The sequence below is a fragment of the Nocardia pseudobrasiliensis NBRC 108224 genome (assembly GCF_001613105.1).
GTDB lineage: Bacteria > Actinomycetota > Actinomycetes > Mycobacteriales > Mycobacteriaceae > Nocardia > Nocardia pseudobrasiliensis.
Genome location: NZ_BDBS01000001.1, coordinates 17,533 through 35,750 on the forward strand (window position 1 = coordinate 17,533; position 18,218 = coordinate 35,750).

Annotated in this window: 13 protein-coding genes; 12 read left to right on the forward strand and 1 reads right to left on the reverse strand. The window is 68.4% G+C overall.

Annotation, left to right across the window (positions count from 1 at the left end; genetic code table 11):
- The first annotated feature begins 1 nt into the window (after position 1).
- The 12 genes from NP4_RS00090 to NP4_RS43235 all read left to right on the forward strand — a co-directional run bounded on the left by NP4_RS00090 (position 2) and on the right by NP4_RS43235 (position 14,601).
- Positions 2-1,081 (forward strand): NAD(P)/FAD-dependent oxidoreductase, encoded by a 1,080-nt coding sequence (locus NP4_RS00090; RefSeq protein WP_067989956.1) that lies wholly within the window; start codon positions 2-4, stop codon positions 1,079-1,081.
- Positions 1,078-3,093 (forward strand): class I tRNA ligase family protein, encoded by a 2,016-nt coding sequence (locus NP4_RS00095; RefSeq protein WP_067989959.1) that lies wholly within the window; start codon positions 1,078-1,080, stop codon positions 3,091-3,093. Before NP4_RS00090 ends, NP4_RS00095 begins: the two co-directional genes overlap by 4 nt.
- Positions 3,093-4,580 carry an AMP-binding protein gene (locus tag NP4_RS00100; protein WP_067989963.1) on the forward strand — a complete coding sequence of 496 codons (1,488 nt, stop codon included), beginning with the start codon at positions 3,093-3,095 and terminating at the stop codon, positions 4,578-4,580. The genes NP4_RS00095 and NP4_RS00100 overlap by 1 nt, the downstream gene beginning before the upstream one ends.
- Positions 4,573-4,833 (forward strand): phosphopantetheine-binding protein, encoded by a 261-nt coding sequence (locus NP4_RS00105; protein WP_067989965.1) that lies wholly within the window; start codon positions 4,573-4,575, stop codon positions 4,831-4,833. The genes NP4_RS00100 and NP4_RS00105 overlap by 8 nt, the downstream gene beginning before the upstream one ends.
- Before the next feature lies 1 nt (position 4,834).
- Positions 4,835-5,449 (forward strand): GNAT family N-acetyltransferase, encoded by a 615-nt coding sequence (locus tag NP4_RS00110; RefSeq protein WP_067989969.1) that lies wholly within the window; start codon positions 4,835-4,837, stop codon positions 5,447-5,449.
- A complete protein-coding gene (locus NP4_RS00115) occupies positions 5,446-6,486 on the forward strand; it encodes a C45 family autoproteolytic acyltransferase/hydrolase (RefSeq protein ID WP_067989970.1) in 1,041 nt (346 codons plus the stop codon). The genes NP4_RS00110 and NP4_RS00115 overlap by 4 nt, the downstream gene beginning before the upstream one ends.
- Positions 6,487-6,496: 10 nt before the next feature.
- Positions 6,497-7,684: an acyl-CoA dehydrogenase family protein gene (locus tag NP4_RS00120; protein ID WP_067989973.1), complete on the forward strand. Its 1,188-nt coding sequence runs from the start codon at positions 6,497-6,499 to the stop codon at positions 7,682-7,684.
- Entirely contained in the window at positions 7,681-11,478 is a 3,798-nt protein-coding gene (locus NP4_RS00125; RefSeq protein WP_082875381.1) for a type I polyketide synthase, read from the forward strand. Before NP4_RS00120 ends, NP4_RS00125 begins: the two co-directional genes overlap by 4 nt.
- Positions 11,475-12,449, forward strand: coding sequence for an AurF N-oxygenase family protein (locus NP4_RS00130; RefSeq protein ID WP_245996859.1), 975 nt, complete (start codon positions 11,475-11,477; stop codon positions 12,447-12,449). Before NP4_RS00125 ends, NP4_RS00130 begins: the two co-directional genes overlap by 4 nt.
- Positions 12,446-13,663 (forward strand): MFS transporter, encoded by a 1,218-nt coding sequence (locus NP4_RS00135; protein ID WP_211335701.1) that lies wholly within the window; start codon positions 12,446-12,448, stop codon positions 13,661-13,663. Before NP4_RS00130 ends, NP4_RS00135 begins: the two co-directional genes overlap by 4 nt.
- Positions 13,660-14,178: an OsmC family protein gene (locus NP4_RS00140; RefSeq protein WP_245996861.1), complete on the forward strand. Its 519-nt coding sequence runs from the start codon at positions 13,660-13,662 to the stop codon at positions 14,176-14,178. The genes NP4_RS00135 and NP4_RS00140 overlap by 4 nt, the downstream gene beginning before the upstream one ends.
- Positions 14,179-14,352: 174 nt before the next feature.
- Positions 14,353-14,601, forward strand: a complete 249-nt coding sequence (locus NP4_RS43235) for a hypothetical protein (RefSeq protein ID WP_211335703.1) — start codon at positions 14,353-14,355, stop codon at positions 14,599-14,601.
- Here NP4_RS43235 and NP4_RS00145 read toward each other — a convergent pair.
- Positions 14,528-18,076 carry a bifunctional RecB family nuclease/DEAD/DEAH box helicase gene (locus tag NP4_RS00145; protein WP_067989983.1) on the reverse strand — a complete coding sequence of 1,183 codons (3,549 nt, stop codon included), beginning with the start codon at positions 18,074-18,076 and terminating at the stop codon, positions 14,528-14,530. The genes NP4_RS43235 and NP4_RS00145 overlap by 74 nt on opposite strands.
- Positions 18,077-18,218 lie beyond the last annotated feature (142 nt).

An 18,218-nucleotide genomic window follows, 5' to 3' on the forward strand; every position in this document is an offset into this window, starting at 1 on the left:
GATGGCGAATCCAACCATCGCCGTGGTCGGCGCAGGGATCATCGGTTGTCTGATTGCGCGCGAGGTGATTTCCCGTGCGCCCGATACACCGGTCGTGGTGTTCGAGCGAGACGGGATAGGGTCCGGGACCAGTCGACGCTCGGCGGGCCTGCATTTCCCCCGCGGCGCGACCGAGCGGGTGCGGAAGATGACCGCCTACAGCCAGGACTACTACGAGCGCCTCGTGGCGAAACATCCGCTGTTGCCGATCTATTCGCTCGATATGACCGTGGTGGCGACGCATACCGCCGCGCGAATAGGGGAGGTCTATCTCGACCGCGCCGCGTTGACGCCCGCGGACACCGTGCCGGGCCGCATGATCCGGGTGCCCCGTGAGGCCCGGATCTGGCGGGGCGCGGGATGCCACTACGCCGATGTGTCGACGGTTGCTCAGGCAATGGCTCGGGAGTTGCGTCCGCGCGTCACGTTCCGGGAAGGCATGCGGGTCACCGCAATCAGTGACGCGGGGGAGGAGGTGATCCTCCGATTGAGCACCGGGGAGACGTGCACCGCCGGACGCGTGGTGCTCGCGCCCGGCCCGTGGTTGGGCGACCGCGCCTGGTGCGAACTCGTCGCCCCGATGGGTGCCCGGGTCAAGAAGGTGGCCGCGATCCATATCGAGCGCGAGCCGCGGCCGGATGAGGGCGTGGTCGTATTCCAGGACGAGGACGCCTTCCTGCTACCGCTGCGACACCGCGGTCACTGGCTGTTCAGCTACACGTGCCAGGAGTGGGATGTCGATCCCGATGCCGTTTCCGATGGGCTCGACGAGGGCGTGCTCGGCGCGGCGCTGCCACTGCTGCACCGGTACGCGCCCGCACTGGTCGAGCACGTCGCGGGCGGGCGCGTGTTCTGCGATGCCTACAGCCTCGATCGGGAGCCGCAGGTGCGCGCGCTCGACCCGGCCGGACGAGTGATCTTCGCCGGCGCCGCGAACGGTTCCGGCTATCGGCTCGCCCCGGCGATCGCGGCCGAGGCCGTCGGCTTGCTGCGAGTCGAAGGGCAGACACGTCAGTCTTCGAAGGAGATGAGCCCCACGTGATCATCAGTCGTTTCGATACGGCCGAACTGCACTCCGCATTCGGCATCGACATGAGTTCGATCGAGGGATTGGGCTTCGGAGCCGGCTGGGCGCGGGTCACGCCCGGTGGCCGATCCGATCCGCATCAGCACGACGAGACCGAGATGTTCCTGGTCGTCAGCGGGGAGGGTGAGGTCGTCGTGGACGGCGCGCGGCATCCCGTCGGTCCGGGCCTCGCCATGCTGTTCGACCCCTTCGAAACCCACGTCATCGAGAACACCGGCTCCAGCGAGCTCGTATTCTTCGATCTGTACTGGCGCGATCCGGCCCGCGCCGCTCGCGCCGCGGCCGGGCGTAGCGACCGCAGGCGGTTCGGCGAGCGGCCGATCTTCGTATTCTCCACCCCGCCGACTCCCAACGGTGATCTGCATCTCGGGCATCTGTCGGGCCCGTACTTGGGCGCGGATGTCTTCGTCCGATTCCAGCGGATGAATGGTGCGCAGGCGTGGCACCTCACCGGCAGCGACGATCATCAGAGCTACGTCGTCGACCTGGCTCGGCGGGAGGGCCGCACACCCGCGGAGACCGCGGCGTACTACAGCGCCGAGATCGCCGAAACGCTGCGGCTGATGGATATCGAGCCCGATCAGTACACGGTGACCGGTGCGAACCCGACTTACCGTGAGGGGCTGCGCGCGTATTTCTCCCGCCTCGTGGCATCGGGATCCGTTGCGCCCCAGCAGGGTACGGCGCTGCGAGACGCGACGACCGCGGACTACCTGTACGAGGTGGATGTATCGGGCGGATGCCCCGGCTGCGGCGCGACGACCGGCGGAAATATCTGCGAGGGCTGCGGCGAGCCCAACTCCTGCGTCGATCTGACCGAGCCGCGATCGGCGCGATCCTCGGCCACCCCGCAGGCCGATACGATCGTCCGATACTCACTGCCGTTGCACGAGTTCGCACCCGAACTCGCGGCGCATCATCGGCTGGGACGAGTCCCGGCGCGACTGCGGGAGCTGGCCGGGCGTCTGTTCGCCCGGCCCCGGCTCGACGTGGCGATGACCCATCCCGCGGCATGGGGCGTGCCACCCGCCGAGCCCGGCGCGGACGGACAGGTCATCTGGGTCTGGCCGGAGATGTCCTACGGGTTCCTGCACGGCATTTCGGCGCTGGGTCGTCGTCTCGGCCGGGACTGGCGGGCCGATGAGCCCGAGCAGGATTGGAAGATCGTGCATTTCTTCGGTTACGACAACAGCTTCTACCACGCGATTCTCTATCCCGTGCTGTATCGGCTGGCCTTCCCGGGCTGGCAGCCGGATATCGACTACCACGTCAACGAGTTCTATCTGCTGGACGGTGGCAAATTCTCCACCAGCCGTCGGCATGCCGTGTGGGGCAAGGAAATCCTCACGCCCGACAGTGTGGACGGGGTGCGGTACTTCCTGTCCCGCACTCGGCCGGAATCGCGGCGTACCAACTTCACTCGCGAAAGTTATGCGGCCACCGTGCGCGAGGAATTGATCGGTACCTGGCAGCGCTGGCTCAACGATCTGGGACACCGGATCGATGTCCGCTACGGGGGCCGCGCGCCCGATGCCGGTGTCTGGACGCCGGAGCACACCGCATTCCTCGGCCGTCTGGGCGTCCGGCTGGCCGCGGTGAGCGCCGCGCTCGGCCCGGACGAATTCTCGCTCGGGTCGGCGACGAGCGAATTGCACGGCATCGTCACCGATACGGTTCGATTCGCCGAGAGGGAGAGCGCGGCAGCGACGGTCGAGGGCTGGCACGACGAGGCCCGCACCGCGGTGGCGTTGGAACTCGCCGCGGCGCGGTTGCTCGCTCGATGTGTCACACCGGTGATGCCGCGGTTCGCCGGAAAGCTCGGCGACGCGCTCGGCGAGCGGCGTCCGGCCGAATGGCCGCATACCGTCGAACTCGTCCCGGCCGGTAGTCGGGTGGATCTGGTGCGGGAGTTCTTCGCCGCACCGGCGGTCGTGGTGTCGGAGCCGGTCGCGGTGGGGAGCGCGTGATGGATTCGGTGGTCAATCGGATCGTCACAACGCCGCCGCCGGCCGGTTATCACGCTACCTTCGTGCGATTGGGTACGACGGAAACGATCGAACTACGCGAACTGTCCACGCGCGCCGAATATTTGGCGGCGCGGTTGCGCGAATCCGGTGTGACGCCGGGGGATCGCATCGGGATACTCGCCGCGAACTGTCTGGAATGGGTGGTGCTGGATCTGGCCGCGCTGCGATGCAAGGCGGTGACCGTCGGACTGGAACCCGGCAAGTTCGAGGCCGATGAGGCGCTGCTCGCACGCTACGATCTGAAGCTGCTGTTCACCGATCAGCTGTCCACCGCTACCGGTGCCCGGCCGATGAGCGTGGCGCGCGAACTCGCCGAACATCCCGCGGGCCCGCTGCCCGCCGTCCGATACGAATCCGACGAGACGACCACGCTCAAGTTCACCTCGGGCAGCACCGGCGTGCCGAAGGGGTTGGCGGCCAGCGTGGGCAGTATCGATAGCTCATTGCGCGCGGTTCAGGAGATGTTCGCGCACGGCCCCGGTGATCACCTGTTCGTCTTTCTGCCGCTGTCTCTGTTGCAGCAGCGGTATTGGATCTATTCGGCGCTGTCCTTCGGCCACGATGTCACCGTCAGCACCTACGAGGCGGCGTTCGCGGCGATGCGGCGGATGCGACCCACCGTCGTGATGGGCGTGCCGGGCTTCTACGAGACCGTCAAACGATATCTGCAGGCCCGGCCCGATCCGCGGGTCGCGGCCGAGGAGCTGTTGGGTGACCGGATCCGCTACCTGTGGACCGGTTCCGCGCCGGCCAGGCAGGACATGCTGCGCTTCTTCACAGATCTCGGGCTGCCGATCTACGAGGGCTACGGCATGAACGAGACCTGCATCGTCGCCAAGAACCATCCGGGCGCGAACCGGGTGGGCAGTGTCGGGCGCGTCGTACCGGGTAAGGAGGTGCTGTTCGACGCCGACGGAGTCATCCACGTGCGCAGCGACCATCCGGTGGCGAGGCGGTACGAGTACGGCGCGACCTCCGGTTCGTTGGGCGTATTCGCCGCCGACGGCACGGTTCGGACCGGCGATATCGGCCATATCGACGACGACGGCTTCCTCTATATCCACGGTCGCGCCGACGACGTGATCGTGCTGGAGAACGGGAGGAAGGTCATCGTGCGACCGATCGAGGAGCGCATGGTGGCGAGTCCGGCGATCGAGCACTGCGTGGTCTTCTGTCCGGCGCAGACCGAACTCGTCGCGGTCGTTTCACCGGCCGATGAACCCGCCGATGAGGCGGCCATCGCCGAACATCTCGCCCATACGAACGCGGAGTTGGAACGCGATGAGCGCATCGGCCGGGTCGTGATCGCCCACCCGCGCTTCAGCATCGAAAACGGTCTGATCAGTTCGCAATACAAACCGAAACGTCGGCAGATCCTCGAACAGTTTCGACGGGAGATCGGTGAGAAAGGAAAAGCTCATGCCTGATGTGGAAAAGGCTGTGCACGACAACTTCCGGAAGGTGATCGCGTCGAATATCGCTCCCGACGATCTCGATCCGGACCTGGATATGGCCGACGACTACGGCCTGACGTCGCTGAACAAAGTGCTGTTTCTGACCGCGGTCTGCGAGGACACGGGCGTCTCCCTGACCAGCTTCGCCGAGGACGACGTCGCGGCGATGCGCAGCCTGCGCGATGTGACGGCCGCACTGTCGCGGCGCGCGGAAAGCGCGGTCTGAGATGAGTTGGACGGAGATTGCCCCGGCCCGACTGGAGAACGATCAGGTTCTGCTGCGACCGATCGAACCGACCGACCGGGCGGCCCTGTGTGAGATCGCGCTGGATCCGGACATCTGGCGGTATTTCGTCTCCCTGGTGAAGACCGAGGCGGATTTCGACGCGTTTTTCGATGCGGCACTGGATGATCAGCGCGCCGGGCGCCGGGTGGTCTTCTACATCATGGACCGGGCCAGCGGCCGCGTCGCGGGCAGTATGAGTTACGGAAATATGGCCGAGCGGGACGGCCGACTCGAGATCGGGTGGTCCTGGCTCGGCCGGGACTTCCGGGGTCGCGGGATCAATCGCTGGGCGAAATACCTGTTGCTGGAACACGCTTTCGAGCGGCTGGGCGCGGAGCGGGTGGAGTTCAAGACCGATGTGCTCAACGAGCAGGCGCGCCGCGGCCTGCGCAATATCGGGGCGGTCGAAGAGGGGACGCTGCGCAGTTTCAATCCGATGCCCGGCGGTCGCCGCCGCGACGCGATCTTCTACAGCGTGCTGCGCGGCGAATGGCCCGAGGTCAAAAGGAAACTGGCGGCCTATCCGAAGGTGCAACTGGCGGGCGCATTCGAATGAACGCAGACGGGCGGACTCCGTTCATCCGGGCCGAGGGCGATTCGTTCGAACTCGGCTACCGGCACGGTCGAGCCAGGGCCGCAGAACTGCGGGCCTTCCTGGGCGACGGGTTGTGCCGGTTGAATCGGATTCTGCCCGAACCGGTATCGCTCGCGGGGTTGGGCCCGGAGATCGACGCCTATACGGCCGAGATCGCCGCCGCGACACCGGATCTGGCCGAGGAGATCCGCGGCCTCGGGGCCGGGGCCGAGCTCGACGCGCGCGAGGCCGCGCTGTTGCAGCTGCGCCGCGAGATCCTCGGCTATCAGAAGATTCCGAGCGCCGGAGACTGCACCACCTATGCGCTGGCCGGGGCCGATCCCGTACTGGCGCAGACCGTCGACCTCAACGGTGACCTGGATGACCAGATCAGCGTGCTGGAGATCGCGCGGGCCGGGGCGTCCCGGCGCGTTCTCGTGCTCAGTTTCGGGGGTCTGCTCGGCTATCTCGGCCTCAACAGCGACGGCCTCGCGGTCGGGTTGAATCTCGTGCTCGGCGGTGACTGGAAGCCGGGTGTGCCGCCCTATCTCGCCATCCGGCATGTGCTCGACAAGGCCGGGTCCGTCGCGGAGGCGGTGCGGCTGCTGCGGGAATTGCCGCTGGCGAGCTCGCGCAATATCGTTCTGTGCGACCGGGATACGGCCGCCTGGGTCGAGGTGCTCGGCCCGGACGTCCGGGTCGAGTACGGCCGAAATGTGGCGCATACCAATCATTTTCTGGCTCCCGACCTCGCGTCCCGCGACGAGATCAACGTGTTCGCCCGCAATTCCTCCGTGCGCAGGCTCGAGGCGTGCCGGGCGCGGCTGGTCACCGTGGCCTCCGATCCGGAAGAACATTTGGCCGTGCTGTCCGCGCCACCGATCAATGTCTCGGGCAACGGTGACATCCGCCGCGAACGCACCGTCGCCGCCGTCGTCCTGTGCCCGGAACGCGGCCGGATGTACCTGCGGCCGGGTGATCCCGCGGCGCACGCCACCGAAATATTCGCGCTGTCCTAGGAGAGCAACGATGAGCTTCGATGCGGGAATCCTCGCTCTGCCGTTCTACGAGCCACGACATGTGGAGTGCGCCCGGGAGATCGAGAGTTGGTGCGCGGAGCACACCGAGCTGTGGGACGACCCGAATGCCGCGACCGATCCGGATGCGACCGGCCTGCGGATCCTTCGGGCCCTGGGCGAGCACGGCTGGCTGGCCGCGCTGGATCCCGCTGCGGGACCGGAGAATTCGGCGATCGGGGACTGCCGCTCGGTGTGTCTGATGCGCGAGGCGCTGGCCTATGCCGACGATCTCGCCGACTTCGCCTTCTCGATCCAGGCTCTGGCGGCGACACCGATCGCGCGACACGGCGACGAACAGCAGCGGCGACAATATCTCGCGCCGATGGCGAAGGGGATCCTGTGCGGCGCGTTCGCCATCTCCGAACCGATGGCCGGATCGGATGTCGCGGCGATCGGCCTGCGCGCCGAACGCCTCGACGACGGGTACGTGCTGAACGGCGCCAAGGCCTGGATCGCCAACGGCGGCATCGCGGATGTCTTCTGCGTCATCGCGCGGACCGGCGAGGGGCCGGGCGCGCTGGGATTGACGGCATTCCTGGTGCCCGCGACGACCCCGGGGCTGACGGTGGGGCCACGGGTCGGGCTGATCGCGCCCCGGTCCTTCGCCGATCTCGAATTCGAGGACTGCCGACTGCCGCTCGACAGCGTACTGGGCAGGCCGGGCGGCGGTTTCGTGATCGCGATGGAGGTGCTCGAACGGTTTCGTACGACCGTCGGGGCCGCGGCCCTCGGATTCGCGCGTCGTGCCGCCGACGCGGCGCTGACGCATGCCAAGAATCGGCCGATGTACGGCGCTCGGCAATTCGATCTGCAGTTGGTGAAGGCCGGCTTCGCGGACGCCGAGGTCGAGCTGAACGCCGCGGCCTTGCTGGTGGCCCGCGCGGCCTGGGAAATCGACCGCGGAAACCCCACGGCGGCAAAACATTCCAGTATCGCCAAGCTGTATGCCACCGAGCGGGCGCAGGGGATCGTGGATGCGTGCGTGCAGATCTTCGGCGCGGCGGGGCTGGTTTCCGACAGCGTGCCGGAGCGGCTGTATCGGCAGATTCGGTCGCTGCGCATCTACGAGGGCGCCTCCGAGGTGCTGAAGATGATCATCGCGGGCTCGCTGGGGAGCGGCCGGGGGAGGACGAAATGAGCGCATACCTGTCGCGACCGCCGCGTCGCTCCGCCCGAATGCGGCTGTTCTGCTTCCCGCATTCCGGCGGCGGCGCTTCGGTTTTCCGCGGCTGGCACCGAGATCTCCCGGGCTGGGTGGACGTGCTGCCGGTACTGCTGCCCGGCCGCGAGGAACGATCCGATGAGCCGCCCCGGGCCGACCTGAACGAGCTGGCCGACGCGATAGCCGACGCGCTGCGACCACATCTCGACGCACCGTTCGCACTGTTCGGGCACAGCCTGGGCGGCCTGCTGGCCTACGAGGTCGCACTGCGCCTACAACGCGTCGGCGCACCGACACCCGCGGCGTTACTGGTGGCGGGCCTGTCCGCGCCACACCGGCTCACACCCGAGCCGATGCACGAACTGGCCGACGAGCAGCTACTGGACCGAATCTTCGAATTGGGCGGCACCCCAGCCGAATTACGCGATGACCGCGACCTGATCCACTCCGCGCTCCCCGCGCTGCGCGCCGACGTAACAATGTTCTCCACCTACCGCCACCAACCCGCTCCACGGCTGGCGTGCCCGATCACCGTCCTCAACGGCCGAAACGATGCCCTGGCCCCACCAGAGCACGCATCCGAGTGGAACGCCCTGACCACCGCAGCCCTGCGCACCCACGCCCTACCAGGCACCCACTTCTTCGTCCACTCCCACCACCACGAGCTGACCCGGATAATCACAGCCGAACTACGTCGCTATTCCCCACCCGACAACCGGCAACGCCCAATCGCCCCGGGAACGAGCGGCCAGGGAACCTCTGGAGCCGACTCGCACGGGCGGGGCGAACCAGACACCCGGGGAATTTCGGGGACCGTCTCGCGTGGGCGGGGTGAGCCGATCGCTGTGGTCGGGATTGGTTGTCGGCTGCCCAATGCCGATGGGCCGCAGGCGTTGTGGCGGTTGCTGGTCGACGGGGTGGATGCGGTGACCGAGGTGCCGGGGCGGCGGGCCGATCATCCGGGTGTGTATGGGCGTTTGCCTGCCGCGCCGGATGGGTTTCGTCGGTTCGGGGGATTTCTCGATGATGTCGCGGGTTTCGATGCGGCCTTCTTCGGTATCTCGCCTCGGGAGGCCGATCGGATGGATCCGCAGCAGCGGCTGCTGTTGGAGGTGGCTTGGGAAGCGCTGGAGGACGCCGGGATTCCGCCTACCGCGCTGGCGGGTACTCGCACCGGGGTTTTCGTGGGGCAGATGGGGCGGGACTACTGGGAATTGCAGGCGCGGCACGGTTCGCTCGATCTGCATGCCCTGACCGGGGGTGGGCTGGCGTCGTTCATGTCCGGCCGCATTTCGTTCGCGCTGGATCTACGCGGTCCGAGTGTTTCGGTCGACACGGCCTGCTCCTCGTCGCTGACCGCGGTGCATTTGGCCTGGCAGAGTTTGCAACTCGGGGATTCGGACCTGGCGTTGGCGGCGGGGGCGAATCTGGTGCTGCTGCCGGAACTGGCCGCGGTCTACGAGCAGGTCGGGTTGATGTCGAGGCAGGGGCGGTGTCGCTTCGGCGATGCCACCGGTGACGGGTTCGTGCGCTCCGACGGCGTCGGCGTGGTGGTGCTCAAACCGCTGGCGCGAGCGCGCGCCGACGGTAATCGCGTCTACGCGGTCATCGCGAGCAGTGCGAGCAATAACGACGGCAGCGGCGGCGGCTCCCTGGTCGCCCCGGCTCAGGACGCCCAGGAGCGACTGCTGCGCGACGCATTGGACCGCGCGGGCATGGATCCCGCCGCGGTGGATTATGTGGAAGCCCACGGCACGGGCACCAATACCGGCGACGCCATCGAATTACGTGCTCTGTCAGCAGTATTCGCCGGAACGCGCCCGGCCGGACGACCCTGCCTGGTCGGTTCGGTGAAGACCAATATCGGCCACCCCGAGGGCGCGGCCGGAATCTCCGGATTCATCAAAACGGTGCTGAGCCTGCATCATCGGATGATTCCGGCCAATCCGCTGCTGACCGAGCCACATCCGGTCCTGCTCGAACCGGATACCCCGCTGCGGGTGCCGACCGAACCCGTTGCGTGGCCGGAGGATTCGCTCCCGGTGGCGGGCGTGACATCCTTCGGTCTGTCCGGCACCAATGTGCACGTGGTACTCACCGCCGCGCCAGCGCAGGCGGATCCGGGTGATGACGAGGCGTCGCCGCTGGTGCTGCCACTGTCGGCGCGCGATCCCGGTGCGCTGCGTGCGCTCGCGTCCGCCTATGCCGACCGGCTCGACGGCGCGGATCCGGTGACCGCCAGACGTGTATGCGCCGTCGCCGCGCGCGGTCGGGCACATCACGAATGGCGTTCCGCGGTGGCCGCTCTCGACGGCGACGGACTCGCCGCCGCGTTGCGGGACCGAGCGTCCGAGGAGATCTCGCAGCGGCCCGGCGGCGGAGTGCGCATCGCATTCGTCTTCCCCGGCCACGGCAGCCAGTGGGTGGGAATGGGCCGCGAACTGCTCAACACCTCGGCCACCTTCCGGGCCGCCATCGAAAACTGTGACGCGGCAATCCGATCCGAGGCCGGATGGTCGCTGCTGAAGGTGCTGGAAGCGGACGACGGGGAGCAACTGGCGCGAACCGCGGTGATCCAACCGGCCGTCTGGGCCATGCAGGTGGCATTGGCGCAGCACTGGCGCTTCTGGGGAGTTCGACCCGATGTCGTCATCGGGCACAGTTTCGGCGAGGTGGCCGCCGCGACGATCGCCGGGGCGATCGAGCTCGACGACGCCGCCCGGCTCATCTGCCGTCGCGGCGAACTCACCGCGCAGGCCGATGGCCTGGGCGGAATGATCGCGGTGACACTGCCTGCCGCCGAGGCGGAGGCGGCGGCCGCGCGCTATCACGATCGGATCGTGGTGGCCGCGCGCAACAGCCCACGCCTGACCGTGCTGTCCGGCGAACACGACGCGCTCGAGGAGCTGCTCGCCGAACTCCAGGGCGCCGGGGTGCGTGCCGGGCGGGTGCGGATCAACTTCGCCTCACACAGCCGATTCATGGATCCGCTGCGGCCGCGGCTGATCGACGCGCTCGCCGGGCTGCGGGTGCGCCCGGCCGCCGTGCCGTTCCGGTCGACGGTCACCGGCGAACGCATGTCCGGACCCGATCTCGACGCGCGGTACTGGGCCGACAACCTGCGCTCCTCTGTGCGGTTCGCCGATGTGATCGCCGCCGAGAATGCCATGGGCCCAACTGTTTTCCTGGAGATCAGCCCGCATTCGGTACTCGCACCCGCCATCGAGCAGTGCCTGGCCGTCGATACGCACGGGCACGGGACGGTGGTGCCGGGGCTGCGTCGCAAGGTATCGGAGACCGCCCGCCTGGCGGAACTCGCCGCCCGGCTCTACACCGCCGGGGTCGATCCGGATTGGACCGCGATTCATCCGACGCTCACACTCCCGGACGAGGTGCCGACCTATCCGTGGCAGCGTCGGCGCACCTGGTTCACGACCGACTGGTCGGCGGAGGCGGACCGAATCCCCGCGGAGCCCGCCGCGCCGCCACCGCCGCCCGCGACCGCCGGTGGCCTCGTGGGCGATCTGACCGCCGAACTCGGCGCGGTGCTCGGCCTTGCGGCGGAACGGATTCCGCGACGACGTCCGCTGCGCGAGGTCGGCTGCGATTCGCTGGCCGCGGTCGAGATACGCGCCCGGCTCGAGCAGCGGTGGCAAATCCGGATTCCGTCGAGCACGGTGCTCGGCGCGAGCGTGGAGGACCTCGTCGAAGCGATCACCGCCGTCCACCCGGATGCGGATGGCGGGCGAGAAAGGGAGGGACAGTCGTGACTGTGCCGTCGCTACCGGAACACGATCCGCGCGACCCAGTGGAAAGCGCGGTGATCAGCAGACTCGTCGGGAATTGGCATCGGCGCGCGATGGTCAAGCGCCCGGAGCCCGATCTGGACGAGCTGTTCGAACCCACCCGTCCCGACTATCCGGAAGGTCTCATCCCCTTCCGGGACCATCCGGCCTACCGCGCGCTCGACCCCGATATCAGGGCGCGCATGCTGGGTTGGGGCTGGGTGGCATTCAACAAACACATCATGGATACCGAACAGCACGTGGTGAACCCGACGTTCTCCCTGATCATCGAGGGCACATTCGATACCGGCCTGAATATGGAGATGCTGAGCACCGCGATGACCCAGGCGATGGTCGACGAGCAGTACCACACCCTGATGCATCTCAATGCCAGCTCGGTGATGCGGCGTCGACGCGGCTGGCGAATGCCCGAGCAGGCATTGCCGCTCGGGCACAAGGCCGCTCGGCTCCGGCAGCGCATGGCGGGGAGCGAGGAATCCTGGCAGCGTGATCTCGGCGCGCTCGCCTTCACCACGGTCGCCGAGATCTCGATCAACTCCTATCTCGATCTGATCGCCGCCGACGATGAGATCCAACCGATCAACAAGATCACCGCGGCAATGCACAATCGCGACGAGTACTGCCACTCCTCGATCGCCGACGAGATCGCCAAGGCGGTCTACGACCGGCTGGGTCCGGCCGAGCGCGCCCTGTTCCGGGAGGCGTTGGTCGATGGGCTGGAGGCGTTCGCCGCCAACAACTTCCCCGTCTGGCATCGCATCGTCGACCTGGTGGGGATCGAGGGCGGCCATGAGATGCTGCGGGAAGTCGAGTACGATCCCTCCTCGAAGCTGTTGCTGTCCAATTTCAGTGGGCTGCACAAGTTCTGCAGCGAACTGGACATACTCGAGGAGCTCCCGTTCGACTGGTCAACCGTGACGGTCGGGGAACCGTGACATCCGAATCGAAGGGCGGCGCCACGGCGCTCGTCTCGGATTCCGCTGTGGCGGTGCCCATTTGGCTCGCGGCGGTCGGGGTCTCCCTGGTCGCGTTGAATCTGCGGCCGCCGATCACGGCGATTTCGACACTGCTGCACCAGGTTCAACAGCAGGAGGGTTTCAACAGCACGGTGGCCAGCCTGCTGGTGGCGGTGCCGATCGCGTGCTGGGTTGGCTTTTCCGGACTCACCCCGCGCATCGGACGCAGGGTGGGCCTCAATCGCACCATCGGATTCGCCCTGATCGTGCTGCTGGTGGGCTTCGGTATCCGAATGCTGCCCAGTGTGGCGGCGCTGTTCGTGGGTACGGCGATCATCGGCCTGGCCATCACCGTCGGCAATGTCCTGGTTCCGGCCGCGATCAAGCGCGATCATCCCGCGCATGCGGGACTGCTGACCGGGCTCTACACCATGTCCCTGTATATCGGGGCGGCCGCTGCCGCGGGAATCACGCTGCCGTTGCAGCACGCCACCGGCTTCGGTTGGCGCGCGACGCTCGGGCTGTGGGCCGTGCCGGTGGTCGTCGCGTGGGTGGTGTGGTTTCCGCAGCTGCGGGCGCGCGATCACACCGGTGCCGCCACCGCGCCCGAGACCGGGTCGCCGAGCCTGTGGCGTCAGCCGCTGGCCTGGGCGGTGACGTTCTTCTTCGCCATGCCCGCGCTGCTGTTCTACACGGTGTCGGCGTGGCTGCCGACGATTCTCATGGACGCGGGCATGGACGCCTCGTTGGCGGGCGGCATGCTCTCGGTCGCCAATCTGGTGGCGGTGCCGTCGGCGCTGATCATGTCCATCGTGTCGAATCGCAGCGCACAGCAGGTCTGGGCCGCGGCGTCGACCGGCGCGCTGTCGGCGGCGGCCTTTGTGGGGCTGCTGATTTCGCCGACCGGATGGGCCGTCGTATGGATGGTTCTGCTCGGCGCGGGGCTCGGGGCGGGCACCGCGATCGGGTATTCGCTGCCCCTGCTGCGCTCGCGTGAGGCGCAGACCACGGCGAAGCTGACCGCGATGAGCCAGATCGCGGGCTTCGCCCTCTGCGCGGTCGGTCCGGTGCTCGCCGGTGCGCTGCACGATCTGACCCACGCCTGGACCGCGGTATTGCTCCTGCTGGTGATACTGGCCGTCGTGCAGATCATTTCGGGTGTGCGGGCGGGCAGCGCTCGGTTCGTGTCGTGACTCCCATCCCCACTACCGATGAGGACATCGTCGTGCCCAAATCCCACCATTACGAGCTGGATGTGACCTGGACCGGCAATACCGGCACCGGAACCAGCGACTATCGCGAATTCTCGCGATCGCACGATGTCAGCGCCGACGGCAAACCGACGATCGCGGGCACCGCCGATCCGGCATTTCGCGGCGCGCCGGACCGCTGGAATCCCGAGGAATTGCTGGTGGCCTCCCTGTCTCAGTGCCATATGCTGTGGTTTCTGGTCCTGTGCGCGCGGGCGGGCATCGTGGTCACCGACTACACCGACCATCCCTCCGGCGCCATGGTCGAAAATCCGGACGGCGGTGGTCGTTTCACCGAGGTGGTGTTGCGTCCGCGCGTGACGCTGGCCGACCCGCAGCAGGCCGACCGCACCCCGGAGCTGCACGAGCGCGCGCACTCGCTGTGTTTCATCGCCAATTCCGTCAACTGCGATGTTCGATGCGAACCGGAAGTGGTGGGGACGGGGTCGCCCGGGTAGCCGCGGTGGCGAACCAGGCTCCGATCAGCGGCAGCCCCGCCCCGACGGCCGGGATCGGTGCGATGGTCGCGCCGAGCAGCGCCCAGGCAGAGAACAGGCCGAAGACCGGCACCAGGAATATGGCCGAGGCGGCCGTCGCGGGGCCGACCGCGTGGACCGTGCGCCTGATATGGCATGGCGCCCAGCGATTTCCACCGTCGGCTGCGACTGTGTGCGGCGCGGCGGATGATCGCGCGGGGGCGACCGATCGCCGAGGCCGCCGATGCGGCGGGCTTCGCCGACCGGGCCCACCTCCCGGCGGTTCCGTCGCTGTTGGGGCAGCACCCCGGGCATCTATCGCGCGACCCGACTACGGGTTCGACAGATCCAGGAAGGCGGCCAGATCGGCCAGCTCCGCGGGGGTTTCGGGTAGATATTCGGTGAGCAGGGCCGAATGCACGATCACCGCGGCCCACATGGCGCGCGAGACCGCGGTGGTCAGCCAGTGCCGCGAGAGCAGCGCGCCGATGCCGTGCGGCGCGTCGGCGGGTGTGGAGGTTGTGGTGGAGATTAGGACCACCGCGGCCTCGCGGCCCTGGAAGCGTTCGGTCGTGCCGACCACCACATCCTCGATCCGCGCGCGGGACAGCAGGGTTCGGATCCGGGCCACCTGCGCGTGATACGGCGCGACCACCAGGATGTCGTGCGGATGGAGTTTGCGCATCACCGCGCCCTGCTGCCAGGGCAGGCCCAGTAGCGCGCGCACCTGCCGCACGATTTCGCGGGCCTCCTCGGCCGATTCGGTGCCGTTGCCGCGATGTTCGACCGGAGCCATTCGCACGCCGGGTGAGATATCGGCCAATTCCCTTGCCAGCGTGACGGTTTCGTTGGATCGCAGCCGATCGCCGTAGCGCAGCCGCGATACCGGCCCGCACAGCTGCGGATGCATGCGCCAGGTGCGATCGAGGAAATATCCGAAATCCGGTGGCAGCGTGGTCGCTTCGCCGACCAGCCGTCCCAGGGCGGATTCGGCGACCGGTTCGGGATGAACGCCGTGGGTGGGCAGCGGCGCGGGATCGCCGAGCAGCAGCAGGTTGCGCGCACTGCCCGCCAGCGCGACGGCGTCGGCGAGCGGGAAATGTCCGGCGTCGGGGATGACCAGCAGGTCGAGACTGCCGGGCGGAATGCGGTCGGGATCGGCGACATCGCCGGGCAGACCGCCGATCACACAGCCGTTCACGGCATTGTCGAGGAAGCGGGGATAGCGGTCCGGATCGATCGTCAGCCACTCCGGCGCCACCTCCTGCGCATCGGATTTGGCCACCAGCTCCGGTAGCACCCCGGCCCGCACGACCGCGTCGAGCACCTCCTCGACCGCCGAATGCGAACCCGCAACCACGCCGATGCGCCAGCTGTGCCGGGTGACCAGCCGCTCGATCACCCGTGCGCCGGTATCGGTCTTACCGGTGCCGGGCGGACCCTGTACGGCGACATAGGAATCGTCGAGATCCAGCACCGCGGCCGCGACGGCGGCGGCGTGATCGCCGAACACCTCCGGTAGCGCGGCGCCGGATCGCGTGCGCGGGCGACGGCGGCACAGCAGATCGAATGCGGCCGTCAGGGGCGCCTCGGGCAGCGTGCCCAGTAGCTCGTTGGCGGTGTATTCCAATGCGGCGGCGATGTTCTCGTCGCTGCCGGGCGGGCGCGGCACGATCGCGACCGGTAGATCGTCATAGGGTGCGCAGCCCTCCGGTAGCGATTCCTCGACCCGCACGATGTCGTCGAAGTTGTCGTCGCGCGCACACCCGAGCACCGTGGCCGTCGCGATCGCCCGGCGGCCCGGTGCGGCGGTCATACCCGGGACGGGCCGGTCGTAGAGGGTGAGCACCGGTGTGCCGGGCGGCGGTGCGCTGCCGGTGCCGAGCCGTCCGGTCAGTTTGAGATAGCGGCGCATCGGGCGCTGACCGGTGCTGTGCCATTTGGTATCCACCGTGCCCCAGTCGGCGACCAGAACGCCCGGGGTATCGGCCCATTCGGCGATCGGCCGGTGCAGTCGATCGGCATGCGCCCAGTGCAGCGGCTGGCGCTCGCGCCGGTGATAGGCCAGCACGGCCGCGGTCAACGCGGCGATGTCCTGTGCGGGCGTGCGGGGTTCGTCGGTGTCGAAGGCGAATTCGCGCAGGGCCGCCTCGACCGCCGAGGGAGCCTCGGCCATGGTGTCGCGCGGGGCCGGGCGTGCTCGCACGCCGTGCTCGTCGGCCAGGGCGCGCAGCCGGTCGCGCACCAGCAGGGTCAGCGCACACTCCGATTCCATGGGATCGCCGTCGGATTCGGGCACGCGGTCCAGCAGGGTCGTCAGATCGCCGAGGCGATAGGCGCGCTCGCCGATCATCAGTGCCGCCCGCACGATCGGATACAGATCCAGCAGCGAACCCAGCAGATCCGCGGCGATCTCCTCGTCCACGCCGCAGCGCGCGCACAGCTCGGCCAGCAGTTCCCGGGCGGGTGAGCGGTAGTGGTAGACGCGCAGATCGGGGTGGTGTTCCTGGCGATCGGCGAGGAATTCCAGCAGGGCGGCCGGATCGTGGGCGATATCGAAGGCGTGGAACAGGATTGCCGCGGGCTGTTCACCCTCCTCGGTGGCGCGGGTCGGCGCGACGCCCACGCCGACCACCGTGGGCGGGGTTCCGGCGAGGGTGAGGAAGACGTCGCCCGGCGTGGCCGCGGGCAGCGCCGCGAGTGCGGCGGCATCGGTGACCGTGCACACCGGCTTTCCCGTCCGCTCGCGCTGCAACTGCAACCCGGCCTGGCGGCGCAGCACCGAGAAGGTCTGGGTCGCAACGCCACTCACGGCGGTGTCGGTGCGGGCCAGGCGATCCACGGTGGCGATCCCGGCGGCGTGCAGCTGGGCGCGCACCGCGGGGCGCATACCCGCGACCAGCAACAGATCCCGGCCGGTGACCAGCTCGTCGGTGCAGGTCGAGCAGTGGCCACAGGCCAGATAGCGGCGATCGCCCCACTGCACCGGCAGCAGTTCGTCCTGTTTGGCCTCGAGTACGGTCGCCACCCGGCGGCGGCGCGCGCGGGCGACCGTCATGGCGTCGGACAGATCGTGGTGACGCTCGGTGCCCGCGCTCCGGACGATCGCCTGCCGGTGCACGCCGAAACCATTGCGCTGCAGGGCCTCCGCGCAGGCGGCCAGCCGAATGAGGGTGACGACGACGGGTGCGTCGGTGACGGCGTAGAGCTGATAGGTCGTCTCGGGCGCGGCCGCATCCGGTTCGGGGTCGGCGGCCGGACCCGCGGCGGCCGCGGCCGGTGCGATCTGTGCGGCCCGAGCCGCGGCCCAGCCGTCCTGGCCCACCGTGGACGTTTTCAGCGCATCGCCATCGATGATCTGTTCGTAGGCGGATTCGTCCACCGGGAACAGCGAGCGCTGCCCCTCCGAGACTGGCATTCGCTCCGGCGTCTCGCGAATATTCGCGCGCAACAGATCCTCGGTCCGATCCGCGGCTTCGCCGACCGGATCCGGTGTGGCGGGCAGCGTGGACTTCGCGCGGGTGCGCACCAGGGCCGTGCAGTCCGCGGCGAAGGTACCGTCGAAGAATGTCGCCCCCGCGATCAGATCGGCCCCGGCGCGCAGGGCGCTCAGGGTTTGCCCATGGGCGCGGGTGAGCGCGCCCAGAGTCGCGGCGGGGGAGCCGGGCTCGACGGATTCGATGCGGATCGGCTCGTCCGCGAAGCGTTCTCGCAGCTGGTCGAGCATTTCGGCGGGGAACGGGAGCATATCGATACCGGTATCGACCGGACCGACGAGGCCGAGTTCGGCGTCGAGCGCGCGCAGCAGCGCGAACTCGCAGCGCGCCGCCTCCACCAGGTCACCGGTGCTGCACACGACACGATCACCGAACAGAATCAATCGCGGCCCTCCTGTGTCTCGGACACCCGCACCCGACCGCGCGTTCTCGCGACCCGAGCCGCGCAACAGAGTAATCAGTCGAGGTGGCGGGGAGTGGCGCGAGGGGGGCGTGTCGCGAGAGCGACCGAACGGAAGGATTACC

What these genes read in the sequence shown, in the direction of transcription:
- NP4_RS00090 (WP_067989956.1), top strand. Translation starts at nt 2, where the DNA reads ATGGCGAATCCAACCATCGCCGTGGTCGGCGCAGGGATCATCGGTTGT.
- NP4_RS00100 (WP_067989963.1), top strand. Translation starts at nt 3,093, where the DNA reads ATGGATTCGGTGGTCAATCGGATCGTCACAACGCCGCCGCCGGCCGGT.
- NP4_RS00105 (WP_067989965.1), top strand. Translation starts at nt 4,573, where the DNA reads ATGCCTGATGTGGAAAAGGCTGTGCACGACAACTTCCGGAAGGTGATC.
- NP4_RS00110 (WP_067989969.1), top strand. Translation starts at nt 4,835, where the DNA reads ATGAGTTGGACGGAGATTGCCCCGGCCCGACTGGAGAACGATCAGGTT.
- NP4_RS00115 (WP_067989970.1), top strand. Translation starts at nt 5,446, where the DNA reads ATGAACGCAGACGGGCGGACTCCGTTCATCCGGGCCGAGGGCGATTCG.
- NP4_RS00120 (WP_067989973.1), top strand. Translation starts at nt 6,497, where the DNA reads ATGAGCTTCGATGCGGGAATCCTCGCTCTGCCGTTCTACGAGCCACGA.
- NP4_RS00125 (WP_082875381.1), top strand. Translation starts at nt 7,681, where the DNA reads ATGAGCGCATACCTGTCGCGACCGCCGCGTCGCTCCGCCCGAATGCGG.
- NP4_RS43235 (WP_211335703.1), top strand. Translation starts at nt 14,353, where the DNA reads ATGGCGCCCAGCGATTTCCACCGTCGGCTGCGACTGTGTGCGGCGCGG.